Genomic DNA, 15,731 nt, shown 5'->3' with positions numbered 1-15,731 from the left:
GAAAATTGAAATTGGAAAATTGAAATTGAAATTGGAAAATTCCCATCCCTTTATTTGATACACGCATGAGAATCCCTGACACCACGCTCGAACGACTAAACTCATCTGCCGATTTGGTCGCCATCATCAAAAAACACACCACCCTAAAACCTGCGGGGCGTGAGTTTAAGGGGTGCTGTCCGTTTCATGGCGAAAAAAACCCGTCATTTTATGTCAATCCCCAAACCAACCTGTACTACTGTTTCGGCTGTGGCGTTAAAGGCAATCCCATCACCTTTTTGCGTGAATTTGAACGCATGACTTTCAAAGAAGCGGTCGATTATCTGTCCGAACAAACAGGCATAGAACTGCCCAAAGACGACAAATTCGCCCAAAAAATCCGCTACGCCAAAAACAAAACCCCAAACCCCAGCAGCCAAACACCCACAAAGACAAATCAAGGCAATACAGACAGCACAAACACCCACACAACCAACCAATCCACTCATCATGATAATACCACTCCGTCAGCCAATGATGATTATCCTGATTTTTCTGATAATTTTAATGACAGTTATGGCAATGATTTTGATGCCGACTTTAACACCGACTTTGACAGCAGTTTTAATGGCGGTTATAACGACAGCTACAACAATCTCCCTTATCAAGCGGATAACACTTTTAATAGCACCAATCCACCATATCAACCCCCCCAAAATGGCGAAGGGGATTTGTACACCCTGCTGTCCGCCATCGCCCAGTTTTATCAAAACATGCTCCATCAAAACCCCACGGCAAAGGCATATTTTGTCTCACGGGGGCTAAGCGATGAGACGATAGCCACATTTGGCTTGGGCTATGCCCCGAGCGGTTGGCAACATTTGGAGCAGGCTTTTCCCCACGACATCGAAGGCTTGCGTATTCTAGGACTGGTCAGAACATCGCAAAAGGGGCGGAATTTTGACCTGCTACGAGACCGCGTGATTTTCCCCATCAAGGACAGACAGGGACGAGTGGTTGGCTTTGCAGGGCGGTCGCTGGGCGATGAGATGCCCAAATACATCAACTCATCGGAGTCGCCCGTATTTAGCAAACAGCACATCCTATATGGGCTGTACGAAGCCCGCCAAGCTAAAGCAGCAAACTATCTCATGGTGGAAGGCTACATGGACGTCATCGCCTTGCACCAAGCAGGAATTTATGGGGCAGTCGCTCCAATGGGAACGGCAGCCAATGACAAGCAAATTGCAGGGCTATTAAAATATAACGACACCCTAACACTGTGCTTTGATGGCGACACCGCAGGACAGCGAGCGGCGTGGCGAACCCTAGAAGTTGCCATGCCGGTACTGCCCGATGGTAAGACCTTAAAATTTCTCACCCTGCCTGATGGACATGACCCCGACACCTACATCAAGGCTCATGGGGCAGATGCCATGCGTGCCCAAATCACGCACGCTCAGAGCATGGCGGATTATATCCATGGCGTGCTACAAAACCGTTATGATTTATCCCTGCCCGAAAATAAAGCCCGAGCGGTCGCTGAATTAAAAGAGCTGACCGCCAAACTGCCCAAAGGGTCAAGTTTTCGCTGGTGGCTCAATAACGACTTTTGGGCAAGACTCAGTGGTAAAAACCACAAACAAACCGCTCGGGACACCGCCAACTACCACCAAGAGACGGACAGTAGCACTCAGCTGTATCTGTGCTTACTCTACGCCCCCCACATCATCAAAGACAACCCCCTAACCACCCTACTGACCAACTCTGGCGTGGCGGATGCCCACAAGCCGTATCTGACTCACTTAGAACACCAAGGGCTGTCCGTGCCTGCCCTACCCAACTGGCAAGACATTGATACTGATTTGGCAGAGTTGGTTGGTGCCATTGACATGATTTTGGGCATGGCGGACACAGGGGTTATCGCTCAGTTTGACCTACATGACAAATCCGCACCCGCCATCGACGGCAAGGCTCATCTTATCATGGCAAGCCTGCCCAATGTGGAGCTACAACACCATCTTAGCAGGCTGTGGCGTGAGTTTTTCTATCTGAACCAACACCATTATTTGGAACAAATGGCACTGTTATTTAACGAACTTCTATGCCAACGTCTCCAAGACGTATTAAAAAAACAAGGCGAAAACGTCAAAAACATCGTGCTATCCGAGATTTATAAACGTCGCTTACAAGCACTCATCACATGGGACAGTCAGCACACCAAGGCAGACGTGGCAACACTGATAGAAAAAGGCTTCTAAACCCACCCTAGTACCCGAAGCCACGCTATGCCCACCGCCATGCCTATCATGCTCACCACCGTGGTAAATGCCAAAATGTTCGCCGCCAAGACATCATTGCCACCCATCGCCTTTGCCATAACATAGCTTGCAGCGGCGGCAGGGCTTGCCACCATGACAAACAGCACGCCAAACTGTACAGGCGGTAGGGCAAACGCCACGCCCACACCCACTGCAAGCAGTGGAGCGACAATAATCCGCCCAATACTCGCCTGCATGGAGACACCCGACAGCCCCAACATAGACTTAATGTCCAGCGTCGCGCCTGCACATATCAAGGCAAGTGGCAAGGCAATGTTTGACAGTAGCTGACCTGTTTTGGCAATCGGTGTAGGCGGTAAAGGCAAGCCTACCCCCTTATAAATAAAGGCAGACACCAAGGCGATGATGAGCGGATTTTGAAAAATCTTGATGATAATATCCCGACTTTGGGCGGATAACCCCTTACTCTGGCTCGTGCGTGATAGCGTAATGACCGACAAGATATTATACAAAATCGTCAAAATCCCTATGTACACCGCCCCCACACTCGTCCCCACCGCCCCATAAGCGTTGGTTGCCACCGACAGCGAGATAATCGCCATGTTCGAGCGAAACACCCCTTGCACAAAAACGCCTTTATCACGCACGTCCTTAATGAGCATTTTGGCGTACAGTTCCGCCCCAAAAAACAGCACAAAAGTCGTTACAAACCCTGCCATGATGAGTGGCAACTGCTCGGCATAATTCACTTCACTTTTTATCACGCTAAAAAACAGTAAGCACGGCAAACCAAAATTAAAGACGATTTTGGATGCCGTATCAATAAAATTACTGTTAATCTTGCCTGATTTTCTCATATAAAAACCCAGCCCCATCAAGGCTAGGTTTGGAAAGACAATCATAAAAGCAAAACTGATGGCTTGGAGGATTTCTTGGGAGTTCATGGTAAATTCTGGTTATGATAAAATGACTTATCATAACCAAAAATTACTCAAAAATAAAGTAAAAATCTGCTCGTTATTAAAATGATGAAATTTTATAGGCATTTACCGCACTATCTTTTCCAATGTAGAAAATATAGCCATATTTCAAAATAATGGTTTCGCCATTTTGACCTTTTAATCCATGATGATAAAATCCTTTATCAACACTACAAGCGTCTTTTTCACTTTGCCAAGTCAAATCGCCACAGGTTTTAATTTCTACCCAAGTTTTGCCTTGTTTTTGTTGGGTTGTTACCTGACCTGTTAAAGCTGTACCACCACACGCCATATTAAAATAAGCATTATTATATTTTGGTACAGGGGCATCGTCTTTATCCAATAATTTTGGAAAAAATTGCAAGGTTTGTTTGGTATTTTCAAAATACAAATCTTCCAAACGAACTTCATTATACACATCAGCACAACCATCAAAATCCGCCAATATTGCTTGTTTTTGTGCGGTCATTGGTTTGGTTGTGTTTTGTGTTGGATTAACACAGCCAACCATTAAAATTGCCATTAAAAACGCATATTTTTTCATAATAATTTCCTTATTTTAACACTAATTTTATGGTATGGTTTTATGACTGTTTAAATTCACTCTCAAAAGCTGTCAAAACCTTTAAAGTTTTGCTACTGTCATGAATGGCAAAGACAATTTCATCAAAGAAATTTTTAAACTTTTCTTGTTTTAAGCAATCGTTAAATATTTTTGCCACTTGCACAGGGTCGTTTTTAAATACGCCACAACCCCACGCTCCTAATACCACAATTTTATGCCCTTGATGTTTTGCCACGCTTAATACATAATTGGCACGGCGAATTAAAGTTTCTTCAATGCTCTTTGTATCATTGGGACATCTTTGTAAATGTACGCCTGCATTGGGAGCGGGGGCGGTGATTACTGAACAAGTAAAAATATCGTCCAATAGTGTTTCTTTATTCACCCGAAAAAATGGCACGGCAGGCGAATAAATAATATGGTCGGTATAAAGCATTGATTTGTGCTTGCGGTTGATTTCATAATAATCAGGCTGGGTTAATTGGCACAAATACAGCCCAGACGAACGGCACAAATCTTCTTCTTGGGCTTTTGCCCCACTCAAAAAAACCACCGCCTGCATTTTTGGCGGACGCAAAATTTAATAAGCAAACATTGTCTTTTTGTTCTTTGACAATCAAACGATAAATTGCTTGCTTGCTGGCTACTTTCGTGCGTTACGCTTAACTTTAAATTACCATTACCAATTTGATTGTCATTGGCAAATAATTGCGCCAAGTCATCTGGGCGATATAATAAAGTATTGCTTTGGGCAAATGTTTGTTTATCCAAAAAATCAATTTCGCCTTTATCAGTTGGTAATTTGCCTGTTTGGCTGATTTGTAGGGCTTGCTGGGCGATTTGTTTGGTGTTCATTTTATTTTTCCTTATTTGAATGTAAGGTGCGTATTATGCACTATTAAAAGTGGCTAACATTTTTAAATGGTGCGTGATACACACCTGACGAATTTTTAAGAATTTTTTAATCTCTCCAATATCACTTTTGGATTGGTTTCATCTTGCCAAAAAATCAAATCACAAACTGAAAGATTGGGATAGCGTTTATGCAATGCGTCCATATTCCTATCCACAATCGCTACATTGCAGACAACGTCCAAGATTTCTTGAATGAGATTTAAGCATTCATCATCGGTTAATGTTTGCCAATTTTCAATATTAGGCGTTAATAAAATTTGGCACAAATCTTCCAATGAAATGCCTTTATAATAATTTTCAACCAAATACCAATCCACTTTCTTTTTGGCAAGGGATTGAATTTGGAATTTATATTGTTCGTCCAAAAAGTCCGTGCGTTCAAATGCTTGAATAAGCTGTGATAATTTTTCAAAATCGTTTGCCATAAGATTTTTTAAAGTATTAGGCATATAATATCACACACCATTTAAAATAAACTCTAAATGGTGCGTATTCTTATCAAAAATCCTTACTCCGCCACTTTCTCCATTCTCTTCATCTTCTTAACCGTCATCGCAAGTAAACTCACCGCCGCAGGGGTAACACCGCTGATACGGCTTGCTTGCCCTAGTGTTGCAGGGCGGACTTGGGTGAGTTTTTGCACGACTTCGTTGGATAAGCCTGACACGCCTGCATAATCAAAATCAAGCGGTAGAGCCGTGTTTTCAAGGCGTTTCATCTGCTCAATCTCATCATTTTGGCGGTCAATATAGCCTTGATATTTGACACTTATCTCAATCTGCTCGCCCACGTCATCGCCCACCGTACTGTCTGACACTTTGGCAATGTCGGCAAACGTGATATTTGGGCGTTTTAAAAGGTCAAGCAGGCTGTTTTCTTTGGTCAAAATCTCGCCTGTATTTTCCATAAAGGCTTTACCAATGGCGTTATTTGGCGTTGCCCAGATGTCTTTTAGGCGGGCGGTTTCGCTGGCGATGGACTCCATTTTTTGATTAAATTTCGCCCAGCGTTCATCGTCCACAAGCCCAAGCTCTCGCCCAATGGCAGTCAAGCGTTCATCCGCATTGTCTTCACGCAGTAAGAGGCGATGTTCGGCACGACTTGTAAACATACGGTACGGCTCTTTGGTGCCGTGAGTTATCAAATCGTCCACCAACACGCCAAGATACGCCTCGTGCCGTTGTGGTGTCCACGATGCCTTGCCAAGTGCCATGCGTCCTGCATTTAGCCCTGCCAGTAGCCCCTGCGCCGCCGCCTCTTCGTAGCCTGTCGTGCCGTTGATTTGCCCTGCAAAATACAAGCCGTCAATGGATTTGGTTTCTAGTGTGGGTTTTAGATTTTGTGGGTCAAAATAATCATATTCAATGGCGTAACCGGGGCGTGTGATGTGAGCATTTTCAAGCCCTTTCATGCTATGGATAAACTCAATTTGCACATCAAACGGCAGGCTCGTTGAGATGCCATTGGGGTATAGCTCATGCGTGGAGAAGCCCTCAGGCTCAATAAAAATCTGATGACTGTCTTTTTCGGCAAAGCGATGAATCTTATCCTCAATGCTTGGGCAATAACGGGGTCCCACCCCTTCAATCTTACCGCTAAACATGGGCGAGCGGTCAAGGTTGGCACGGATAATATCATGCGTGCGTTCGTTGGTGTGTGTGATGTAGCAGGGGATTTGGCGGGGGTGCATAGACACATCGCCCATATAGCTCATCACAGGGAGCGGTGTGTCGCCGTGTTGCACAGTCATCACGGAAAAATCCACCGTACGAGCGTCAATACGAGCAGGTGTGCCTGTTTTGAGTCGTCCAACGGGGAGCTTTAATTCACGCAAACGGTCAGCCAAGCGAATGGACGGCATATCGCCTGCCCGTCCGCCTGACTGGTGCTGTAAGCCAATGTGAATCACCCCACCCAAAAAAGTCCCCGAAGTCAGCACAATCGCACGGGTATTTAGGCGAATGCCTGTGGCTGTAACCACCGCCACCGCACGTCCATTCTCTACGATGATGTCATCCACAGGTTGCTGAAAAATCGTCAAATTTGGCTGATTTTCAAGCGTATGACGGATACTTGCCTTGTATAAAATACGGTCGGCTTGGGCTCGGGTCGCTCGCACGGCCGCCCCTTTTCGGCTGTTTAGCACCCGAAACTGAATGCCTGCCTTGTCGGTTGCGAGTGCCATTGCCCCGCCCAGTGCATCCACTTCACGCACCAGATGCGATTTACCGATACCACCAATGGCAGGATTACAGCTCATCTGCCCTAGCGTCTCAATGTTGTGCGTGATAAGTAGGGTATCTGCCCCCATGCGAGCGGACGCAAGAGCGGCCTCTGTGCCTGCGTGTCCGCCACCGATGACGATGACATCATAAGATTTGGGGTGGGTATAGAGTGTTGTCATAGTTGTTAATCTGTCTAAAAATTTAGGAAAAATTGGGGTATTATAGCAGATTTGGGGTGTATTTTGGGAAAATTGGGGAAAAATTTGAGTTTTGGTAAGGTGCGTATGACGCACCATTTGAGCAATTGAACCTAAAACAGTGCGTGGTACGCACCTTGCAGTTTTGGGCAAAAAAATAACCGCTTTATAATCAAAATAAAGCGGTTGGGCAAATCAAGGCAAACGATTGCCTTGTTTATCAATAGAAAAAGTTTCGCCGTTTAATTCAACTTCGGCGACATCATTATAAAAAGAAAAGGGTTGGTCGTATTGTATTGGAATAACAATTTTTCCTGTTTTGTCAATCATCCCCCATTTGCCATCTATTTCTACACCTGCCAAACCATCATTAAATCCAACATAAAGGCTGTCATAATTGGCAGGAATAACAATGTTTCCACTTTTATCAATAAATCCCCATTTTCCATCTATTTCCATACCTGCCAAATCTTCACTAAAATTATTAAGATAATCATATTTTATCTCAATAACCACTTTGCCTGATTTGTCAATAAACCCCCACTTGTCGTCTTGCTCAACTTTTGCCAAACCATCAACAAAAACATCAACTTCATCATAAATAAATGGAATAACCACACGATTGGATTTGTCAATAAATCCCCATTTGCCATCATTTCTCCTAACGCCTGCCAAACCTTCTGTAAAATCCAAAGCCCAATCGTACATAAAAGGGATAATGGTTTTTCCTGATTTGTCAATAAACCCCCACTTATCGTCTTGTTGAATGCCTGCCAATTGCTCATTAAAATTATAAAGATAATCATATTGCAATGGAATGATAACCTTGCCTGTTATGTCAATAAAGCCCCATTTTTCATCTTTTTGAACACCTGCCAAGCCATCTTTAAAACCCCACGCTCGGTCATATTGCAATGGCATAACCAATTTTCCAGCTTTATTAACAAAGCCGTGTTTTGCATTTGAGCCTTGTTCGTCAAACAGCCAAACTTGGGTAAGCCCTTCTTCTGATAAACAATCCACAAAATGATATTCAACTTCGGTCTGTGGTTTTTCACACCCCCACGCCTGCCCTGCCGACAGCACGCCCATCAAAATCATCATCCAGTTTTTGTTAAAGTATTTCATCTGTCGTCCTAAATTATCATCACACAAAGACAAAAAGATCTTAAAAATTAAGGTCTTTTTGGGCATCATTGGCAAGCAAAGTGTCAAGATTGGCACGAGCCTCATCGGGCATTTTGTCAAGTAACGCCTGCTTCATCAGCTCATCATTACTTGCCATTACCAAACGCACCAAAGGCAACACTTCAAAAGGCAAATCATCGACCTTTTGGGCGAAATTTGCCAAATAATACGCCCCGTCCACGTCATTATCCACCATGACCCTATCATAAACAGCACGAAAAGCCGATTCGCTCGCCCCATTATTGGCAATCAAAAGATGAATGGCTTGCAAGGCAGTATTAGGATTTTGGCAAAGGCTGATAATTTGCTCAGAAATGCTTGGCATGCTCATAAAAATACACCGCTCTCTTGTTGGATTTGCCCCAACATCTCTCGATCAACCAGTGTGGGTAATGAGTCATTAAGCTCACCACCGAGGTCGCCCACCAGCTCCATTAACGGCTTTATATCTACAGGTCGCTCCGACTCTGGCATAGCCTGCATGATTCTCACCAAATAATAAGCCGACTGTATATCCATGTCCGCACAGATTCGCTTATGGATGGCACAGATGGCATCTTTGTCAATATTTTCATATTTTATCCAATATGCCAATGCACTCAATGCCGTGTCAGGCTCTTGGCATAACTCTACAATTTCTTGGCTGTTTTTATGAATGAAACCTTCGTCTAACATTGCATCACCTTGCTACTTATCTTATTTGTGGTTATCAATAAAAATCGGTTATTTCAAATAACCGATTATCTCCATCATACTTCTGGGCTATGCTCTTCAATCAGTGGCTTTAATTCGCCTGATTGGTACATTTGTAGGATGATGTCGCTACCGCCGATGAGCTCGCCATTTACCCATAACTGTGGGAAGGTTGGCCAGTTGGCGATGAGTGGCAAGGTGCTACGGATTTCAGGATTTTCTAGGATATTAACAAAGGCAAATGGTCTACCGATTTGGGTCAAAACTTCCACGGCACGGGCTGAAAATCCGCATTGGGGAAATTGTGGCGTGCCTTTCATATATAGTAGGACAGCATGGTCTTTGATTTGGTTTTCAATCAAGGTTTTGATTTGGGGATTGATGTCGGTCATGGGATTGCTCCGATTTGGAAAATTTGAGTTATTATGGGGGCAAATGGGGATTTTTACAAGAATTTTTTGCGTAAAAGCTCATCACTTGTCAGCACGGTCGCAAATTCGCCATGCAAATTGGCAAGGCTGATTTCATGCACAAGCTGGCTGTCAAACCGCTCGCCTGTCGCCCCCATTCTATCAAAAGTCGCTGCAGCGTCCGATACCACAAAAGTGGTAAAGCCTAGATTGCCTGCCATGCGTGCGGTCGTGGATACACAGTGATTGGTCGTAAGCCCTGCAAGAACAAGGGTGTCGATGTTCGCTTTGGTCAGTTGCTTATGTAAATCTGTGTCGATAAAACTACTATTGACATGCTTTGTAATGACGGTTTCATGAGCTTGCGGTTTGGTCAGCTCAATCCAGTCAAAGCCTTGGTGTGTAGGGTGTAGGCGTGATTGGGGCGTGGTTGATGAATGACGAATGTGAAAAATCGGCAAACCCTGCTCTCGCCAATGGTTTAATAATTCAAAACAAACCTGCTCACAGTTTGGGTTGTTGCGATTGCCACCCCAATAGGCTTCATCATAAAAACCTTGTTGTAAGTCAATGAGTAATAAGGCGGTGTTTTTGACAATCATTTGATTTTCCTGTATTTATTGGCAACTAAATTTACAATTATGTTAAGCTAGGATTTTTTAACCAACAACACCACCGCACTCGCCCAAATGCCCTCGCCACGCCCTATCCAGCCCATTTTTTCATTGGTGGTCGCCTTGATACTCACGCAGTCCACACCTGCGCCAAGCACACCTGCGATGGTCTCACGCATGGCGGTGTTGTGTGGGGCGATTTTTGGACGCTCGCAAATAACCGTCATGTCAGCATTGCCAAGCGTATAGCCGTGCGACTTGACAAGTTCATAGACGTGTTTTAATAGCACTTTACTATCCACCCCTTTAAAAGCAGGGTCGGTGTCGGGGAAATGCTGTCCAATGTCGCCCAACGCCAACGCCCCCAAAAGTGCGTCTGCCAAAGCGTGAAGTAGTACATCGCCGTCCGAATGAGCCTTAATGCCGTGCGTGTGAGGAATACGCACACCGCCAAGCGTTACAAAATCGCCTGTCGTAAAAGCGTGAACATCTATACCTTGACCGATTTTTATCATGATTGAGCCTTTTTGCTTTATCTTAGTTTGTCTTAAACAAGGCTTGTAAAATAATTAGCAAGCCTTATATAATGGCAAGTTTACCACAATTTTATAACAAGAGACAATCATGACCCCTTACCGCCTATCCGATGTCGCCCAATTTCACGGCAAAAATCCCAATCAAATCAAAGTCATCGTTGGTATGTCTGGCGGCGTGGACAGCTCGGTGTCGGCTGTTCTATTAAAAAAAGCAGGCTTTGACGTTGAAGGCTTATTCATGAAAAACTGGGAAGAAGATGACGGCACCGAATACTGTACCGCCATGACGGACCTAGCTGACGCCCAAGCCGTTGCCGACAAAGTGGGCATACCGCTCCACACCGCTAACTTTTCGGCGGAGTATTGGGACAATGTCTTTGAGCATTTTTTGGAAGAATACAAAGCAGGTCGCACACCCAATCCTGATATTTTGTGCAACAAAGAAGTCAAGTTCAAAGCCTTTTTGGATTATGCCTTGACGCTGGGGGCGGACTACATCGCCACAGGGCATTATACTCGCCGAAGTTTTGAAGTGGACGGCAAGGCGTGCTTACTGCGTGGACTAGACACCAACAAAGACCAAAGCTATTTTTTGCATGCAGTCGGGGGCGACAAAATCGCCAAAACGCTGTTTCCTGTGGGCGAATTAGAAAAGTCAGAAGTACGAGCGATTGCTGAGCGGTATGAGCTTGCCACCGCCAAGAAAAAAGACAGTACGGGCATTTGCTTTATTGGCAAGCGAAAGTTTAAAGACTTTTTACAAACCTACCTACCCGCCAAACAAGGCGACATCTACACCGATGACGGTGTCAAGCTAGGTAAACATGACGGCTTGATGTATTATACCATTGGGCAACGTGGGGGCATTGGCATTGGTGGGGTGGCAAATCGCCCCGATGCGCCGTGGTTTGTCTTGCATAAAGATTTGGTAAATAACCGCTTGATTGTCGGGCAAGGACACGAACACCCTTATCTCATGTCCACCACCTTGACTGCTTATAAACTTGATTGGGTCGTCAATGCACCTGCCAACGGCACAAAACTCACCGCCAAAACCCGCTACCGCCAGCCTGACCAAGAATGTACCGTTTATCTTGAAAATGACACCATACGGGTAGTTTTTGACAATCCCCAACGAGCGGTAACGGCAGGACAATCGGTGGTCTTTTATGACGGTGATGTGTGTTTGGGTGGGGGTGTGATTGATTGGTGTGATGCGAAGGTGGGCTAAGGAAAAATAAAATGACATCACTTCCACAAAAAATGACGCTTGGCTTAAAATCTGCTTTATTTGATAATTTTTACAATTATGAAGACAGGGCAAGCCGATTGGAAGCAAGCCGATTGGAATTTTTTAGTTTTTTTTATTTTTTATTGGCTATTTTTAATTGTTCTTGCTTTTATTTTAGAAAGCTTAAAATTAGATGTTGTGTTAAACAATGTCATATTGCTTGCCGTATTTACACTTTTAACCTTAGCCAAATTATCGGTCAGCAGTCGCAGATTGCACGACAGTAACTTATCTAGTTATTGGTTTATCTTAAATTTTATTCCCATCATTGGTTCATTGATATTTTTGGGGTTAATGTTTAGAAAGGGAAGTAAAGGCGAAAATCGGTTTGGTGCTATGCCATCTTTTTAATGATTGATAATTTATAGGTTGTTATATTTATCTTGTATTTAATTTTATTATTTTTGGATAGGGATTTTTTGCCATTTTGTGAGCAGTTGGGATTAAAATCGGCTTTTTAACTTTAAAGCCCCAATCTATCCCGAACGCTTTTTGCAAACCGCTTAATAACACAATCTAAATCAACTATCCCGATCAAACTACACCGCAACCCATACACAAATCAGCGTCCACAAAAACACCCATCGCCCTACCCACGCATTATGGCGAAACGCCTTAAAGCAAGCAAGTCGCTCCCTATCCTTAATCAGCCCATACTGATACACCACCATCGCCACCACAGGCAATACGCCCACCAGTGCCCAAAGCCCCATGCTTTCATAAAAATAATGCCACCAAATCAGCTCCATCAAACCCACAAAGCACGCCTGCAGTGCCATGATGATTGCTACGTCATATTTACCAAACAAAATGGCGGTGGATTTGACCCCAATTTTAACATCATCGTCCTTGTCGCACATGGCGTACATCGTATCATACGCCACCGTCCAGCACATATACGCAACAAAGACAAGCCAGCCCCATTTATCCACCGTGCCAATGCTCGCCACATATGCCATTGGCACCGCCCAGCCAAACGCCATTGCCAAAACAACCTGTGGCAAATGCGTGTAACGCTTCATAAACGGATAAATAAAGGCAAGAAATACCGCCACCAGCGACCAATAAAACACCTGTATCGGCAAAAAAAACAGCAAACACGCCGACAATCCCGACAATCCCACAAAGGTAAAAACAGCCGTGCGTGCGGACAGTCGTCCATCTGCCAGTGGGCGGTTTTTGGTGCGTTTGACTTGCCCGTCCACCTTGCGGTCAGCAAAGTCATTGATGGCACAGCCTGACGCTCGCATCAGCACCGCCCCAAGCGTAAAAATGACGATGTGAGCCATGCTCGGCAGTCGCCCTACGCCTACATTTGCCAAAAACAATGCCCACAAGGTCGGGTATAGCAAAAGCTCCGTCCCCACAGGTTTGTCAAAACGGGTCAGTTGTAGCCATGCGATGAGTTTGTCTTTAAAAGTGTAAGTGGTTGCGGTCATGATGTTAAATGGTTAATTTTTGGGGTATTTTATCATAAAGCCTTTTTTATATAACAATGAAAAATGGTTTATATTTAAAAAAAATCGTTATACATTCTGCCCAAACCCCAATTATTTTTAAAATAAAAAATGACAAACCAAAATTTTTTGTTAAAATAAGCCCCAAATACTTTTTAACGGAAAAACCATGGCAGACAGCACCGAACACCCAGCACTCACGATAGACCCACGCACGCACGTGGCGGATTTGCCTTTTATCCATTACCAAGACGACACGCTATTTATTGACAACGTTAGCACCAAAACCCTAGCCCAGACCTATGGCACACCGCTTTATGTGTACAGCAAAAACGCCCTACTTGCCAATTACCGTGCCTATGTGGAGAGTTTCGCCCCCTTGTCAGACGTAAAAATTTGCTATGCCGTCAAATCCAACTCAAACCTTGCCATCCTTGCCACACTTGCCCATGCAGGGGCAGGCTTTGACATCGTGTCATCAGGCGAGCTTGCCCGCGTATTAAAAGCAGGCGGGCAAGCGGACAAAGTCGTCTATTCGGGCGTGGGCAAAACCAAAAGCGACATCGCCACCACCCTAAATGCAGGGATTGGGTGCTTTAATGTCGAAGCGGTGAGTGAGATTGAACTCATCAGCCAAGTGGCAAGCGAGCTTGGCAAGACCGCCCCCATTGCCCTGCGTATCAACCCTGATGTAGATGCCAAAACTCACCCTTATATCTCCACAGGCTTAAAAGATAACAAATTTGGCATCAGCCATGATAACGCCCTAGACGCTTATCGTTTTGCTAGCTTCCTGCCAAACCTTGACATCATCGGCATAGACTGCCATATCGGCTCACAGCTGACCGACACCCAGCCTTTTGTAGACGCTTTGGATAAAGTCATTGAGATGATTGACGAGCTGTTCGCACAGGGCATTAGCTTACGTCATGTGGATTTGGGTGGGGGCTTGGGCGTGCGTTATACCGATGAGACCCCTGCCAGCGTGAGCGAATACGCCAACGCCCTACTGCCCAAACTTTTGACATTACAAGAAAAATACGGCTTAGGGCTACATCTAGAACCAGGGCGAAACATCTCTGCCAATGCAGGGGTACTACTCACAAATGTGGACGCATTAAAACCCACCGAATACAAAAACTTTGCCATTGTGGATGCATCCATGTGCGAACTCATGCGACCTGCCCTATATGGCTCGGTTATGGCGGTTATCCCTGCTGATTTGACCGCCACGACCGCCCCCCAAGTGTGGGACATAGTCGGCTCGGTGTGTGAGTCGAGCGACTTTTTGGCAAAAAATCGTACGCTTGCCCTAAACGTGGGCGACACTCTTGCCATCACAGGGGCAGGAGCGTATGGCTTTGTCATGGCAAGCAACTACAACACCCGCCCCAGACCTGCCGAGATTATGTGTGATGACGGCTCTCATCGGGTTGTGCGTGAGCGTGAGAGCTTAGACGATTTGTGGCGTGGCGAGAGCGTTTAATAAAAACCGACCAGTTGGTATGTTTTATAGTAACACAACCGTTTAAATCGCCATGATTTTAAATAAAATGGGAGTGCAGGGATTGGCTCTGCACACCTTGTGAAAAACAATACCATCAAGCTCACAAACACAACCTTTTAACCCAACTTTTAACTCAGTCTTAACCCATTTAACCCCACTTTAACCCACCAACAAAATTAACACCATGTCCCAAATCCAGACCCTAGTCGATATGCTAAAAGCCTATCAAGCCCTACCCCATCACACCAACCCTGCCCTAAAACAGGCACTTGGCGATGTGCAAGCATGGCAAAAGGCTCGCATCAAACGCACCAATCACGCCCTATTTGCCGATGACAAAACCGCCCCACTTGCCAATTATCTCATTGAGCGGATTTATGGTGATGATGATTTTGACGTGCTTACCAATCAGCTTCTGACCGCAGGGACGAACGCCCTAAACGGCTCGGGCAAACTTGAAAAGCTCATCCCTACCAACGCCTTAGGGGCAGGCGTGCTTGGCGTGCAGTCGGCAGTTCATGCCATCAGTCTTGATTTGGCATTGGCAACGTCCTTACTGGCTGACTTTGGCGAGCGTTACGCTAATGGAGGCATTGATGACACACTCATGCATGACGTGTATCGGCACGTCAATGCCAAAGACGAACGCATCGCCCAAATCCACACCATCAAAGACGTGTGCGAGCAGTCTTATAAATATTTTAATTCTTTCATCCTACAAAACGCCTTTAAACTTGCCAAAGGCATGGCATACGACAACGGCTATCAGCCCCTATACGACTTCATCGGGGACGGCTTGGTTGCCATGAAACCCCTAAAACGCATTGATGATTTTACCGTGCCGTTTGTGGCAAATGAGCTTGTCGTTATTCACAAAATTCATGAATGAATT

Annotated in this window: 17 protein-coding genes; 5 read left to right on the top strand and 12 right to left on the bottom strand. The window is 45.0% G+C overall.

The window, feature by feature from the left end:
* The first annotated feature begins 65 nt into the window (after positions 1–65).
* Positions 66–2,240: a DNA primase gene (gene dnaG / locus B0182_RS08900; protein WP_078274588.1), complete on the top strand. Its 2,175-nt coding sequence runs from the start codon at positions 66–68 to the stop codon at positions 2,238–2,240.
* Here the strand turns inward: dnaG and B0182_RS08895 are convergent.
* From B0182_RS08895 to ispF, 11 genes are all read right to left on the bottom strand, one after another.
* On the bottom strand, positions 2,237–3,190 hold the full coding sequence (locus B0182_RS08895; RefSeq protein ID WP_078274605.1) for an AEC family transporter: 954 nt from the start codon (positions 3,188–3,190) through the stop codon (positions 2,237–2,239). The two genes, dnaG and B0182_RS08895, sit on opposite strands and share 4 nt — an antisense overlap.
* Positions 3,191–3,281: 91 nt before the next feature.
* Entirely contained in the window at positions 3,282–3,785 is a 504-nt protein-coding gene (locus tag B0182_RS08890; RefSeq protein ID WP_078274587.1) for a hypothetical protein, read from the bottom strand.
* Between the two features lie 40 nt (positions 3,786–3,825).
* Entirely contained in the window at positions 3,826–4,350 is a 525-nt protein-coding gene (locus tag B0182_RS08885; protein WP_158079672.1) for a TIGR02452 family protein, read from the bottom strand.
* Positions 4,351–4,756: 406 nt separating this feature from the next.
* Positions 4,757–5,146, bottom strand: a complete 390-nt coding sequence (locus tag B0182_RS08875; RefSeq protein ID WP_143821698.1) for a hypothetical protein — start codon at positions 5,144–5,146, stop codon at positions 4,757–4,759.
* An 83-nt stretch (positions 5,147–5,229) separates the two neighbouring features.
* Complete coding sequence (gene mnmG / locus B0182_RS08870) at positions 5,230–7,125, bottom strand: tRNA uridine-5-carboxymethylaminomethyl(34) synthesis enzyme MnmG (protein ID WP_078274603.1); 1,896 nt, start codon at positions 7,123–7,125, stop codon at positions 5,230–5,232.
* Positions 7,126–7,338: 213 nt separating this feature from the next.
* Positions 7,339–8,271 carry a WG repeat-containing protein gene (locus tag B0182_RS08865; RefSeq protein ID WP_158079670.1) on the bottom strand — a complete coding sequence of 311 codons (933 nt, stop codon included), beginning with the start codon at positions 8,269–8,271 and terminating at the stop codon, positions 7,339–7,341.
* Positions 8,272–8,311: 40 nt separating this feature from the next.
* Entirely contained in the window at positions 8,312–8,662 is a 351-nt protein-coding gene (locus B0182_RS08860; RefSeq protein WP_078274583.1) for a hypothetical protein, read from the bottom strand.
* Complete coding sequence (locus B0182_RS08855; protein WP_078274582.1) at positions 8,659–9,006, bottom strand: hypothetical protein; 348 nt, start codon at positions 9,004–9,006, stop codon at positions 8,659–8,661. Before B0182_RS08855 ends, B0182_RS08860 begins: the two co-directional genes overlap by 4 nt.
* 74 nt (positions 9,007–9,080) lie before the next feature.
* Positions 9,081–9,416, bottom strand: coding sequence for a Grx4 family monothiol glutaredoxin (gene grxD / locus B0182_RS08850; protein WP_036362211.1), 336 nt, complete (start codon positions 9,414–9,416; stop codon positions 9,081–9,083).
* Positions 9,417–9,469: 53 nt separating this feature from the next.
* Positions 9,470–10,036 (bottom strand): cysteine hydrolase family protein, encoded by a 567-nt coding sequence (locus B0182_RS08845; protein WP_078274581.1) that lies wholly within the window; start codon positions 10,034–10,036, stop codon positions 9,470–9,472.
* A 47-nt stretch (positions 10,037–10,083) separates the two neighbouring features.
* Positions 10,084–10,563 (bottom strand): 2-C-methyl-D-erythritol 2,4-cyclodiphosphate synthase, encoded by a 480-nt coding sequence (gene ispF / locus B0182_RS08840; RefSeq protein ID WP_078274580.1) that lies wholly within the window; start codon positions 10,561–10,563, stop codon positions 10,084–10,086.
* 109 nt (positions 10,564–10,672) lie between these two features.
* Between ispF and mnmA the strand changes: the two genes are divergently transcribed.
* Both mnmA and B0182_RS08830 read left to right on the top strand, forming a co-directional pair.
* Positions 10,673–11,815 (top strand): tRNA 2-thiouridine(34) synthase MnmA, encoded by a 1,143-nt coding sequence (mnmA, locus tag B0182_RS08835; RefSeq protein WP_078274579.1) that lies wholly within the window; start codon positions 10,673–10,675, stop codon positions 11,813–11,815.
* 60 nt (positions 11,816–11,875) lie between these two features.
* Positions 11,876–12,226, top strand: coding sequence for a DUF805 domain-containing protein (locus B0182_RS08830; RefSeq protein WP_211271638.1), 351 nt, complete (start codon positions 11,876–11,878; stop codon positions 12,224–12,226).
* 188 nt (positions 12,227–12,414) lie between these two features.
* Here B0182_RS08830 and ubiA read toward each other — a convergent pair whose 3' ends face one another.
* Entirely contained in the window at positions 12,415–13,314 is a 900-nt protein-coding gene (gene ubiA, locus B0182_RS08825; RefSeq protein ID WP_078274577.1) for a 4-hydroxybenzoate octaprenyltransferase, read from the bottom strand.
* A gap of 187 nt (positions 13,315–13,501) precedes the next feature.
* On the opposite strand from ubiA, the gene lysA reads away from it, so the two are divergent.
* Positions 13,502–14,818, top strand: coding sequence for a diaminopimelate decarboxylase (gene lysA, locus B0182_RS08820; protein ID WP_078274576.1), 1,317 nt, complete (start codon positions 13,502–13,504; stop codon positions 14,816–14,818).
* A 205-nt stretch (positions 14,819–15,023) separates the two neighbouring features.
* A complete protein-coding gene (locus B0182_RS08815; RefSeq protein ID WP_078274575.1) occupies positions 15,024–15,728 on the top strand; it encodes an FFLEELY motif protein in 705 nt (234 codons plus the stop codon).
* Positions 15,729–15,731 lie beyond the last annotated feature (3 nt).

The sequence above is a fragment of the Moraxella bovis genome, from assembly GCF_002014975.1.
Lineage (GTDB): Bacteria > Pseudomonadota > Gammaproteobacteria > Pseudomonadales > Moraxellaceae > Moraxella > Moraxella bovis.
The sequence above is the reverse complement of the archived record's forward strand: the minus strand, read 5'-3'. Positions and strand labels throughout refer to the sequence as shown.

Bases quoted from the DNA above. Each gene is read 5' to 3' on its own strand.
- dnaG (WP_078274588.1), top strand. From the start codon at position 66: ATGAGAATCCCTGACACCACGCTCGAACGACTAAACTCATCTGCCGAT.
- B0182_RS08890 (WP_078274587.1), bottom strand. From the start codon at position 3,785: ATGAAAAAATATGCGTTTTTAATGGCAATTTTAATGGTTGGCTGTGTT.
- B0182_RS08875 (WP_143821698.1), bottom strand. From the start codon at position 5,146: ATGGCAAACGATTTTGAAAAATTATCACAGCTTATTCAAGCATTTGAA.
- mnmG (WP_078274603.1), bottom strand. From the start codon at position 7,125: ATGACAACACTCTATACCCACCCCAAATCTTATGATGTCATCGTCATC.
- B0182_RS08865 (WP_158079670.1), bottom strand. From the start codon at position 8,271: ATGAAATACTTTAACAAAAACTGGATGATGATTTTGATGGGCGTGCTG.
- B0182_RS08860 (WP_078274583.1), bottom strand. From the start codon at position 8,662: ATGAGCATGCCAAGCATTTCTGAGCAAATTATCAGCCTTTGCCAAAAT.
- B0182_RS08855 (WP_078274582.1), bottom strand. From the start codon at position 9,006: ATGTTAGACGAAGGTTTCATTCATAAAAACAGCCAAGAAATTGTAGAG.
- grxD (WP_036362211.1), bottom strand. From the start codon at position 9,416: ATGACCGACATCAATCCCCAAATCAAAACCTTGATTGAAAACCAAATC.
- B0182_RS08845 (WP_078274581.1), bottom strand. From the start codon at position 10,036: ATGATTGTCAAAAACACCGCCTTATTACTCATTGACTTACAACAAGGT.
- ispF (WP_078274580.1), bottom strand. From the start codon at position 10,563: ATGATAAAAATCGGTCAAGGTATAGATGTTCACGCTTTTACGACAGGC.
- mnmA (WP_078274579.1), top strand. From the start codon at position 10,673: ATGACCCCTTACCGCCTATCCGATGTCGCCCAATTTCACGGCAAAAAT.
- ubiA (WP_078274577.1), bottom strand. From the start codon at position 13,314: ATGACCGCAACCACTTACACTTTTAAAGACAAACTCATCGCATGGCTA.
- lysA (WP_078274576.1), top strand. From the start codon at position 13,502: ATGGCAGACAGCACCGAACACCCAGCACTCACGATAGACCCACGCACG.
- B0182_RS08815 (WP_078274575.1), top strand. From the start codon at position 15,024: ATGTCCCAAATCCAGACCCTAGTCGATATGCTAAAAGCCTATCAAGCC.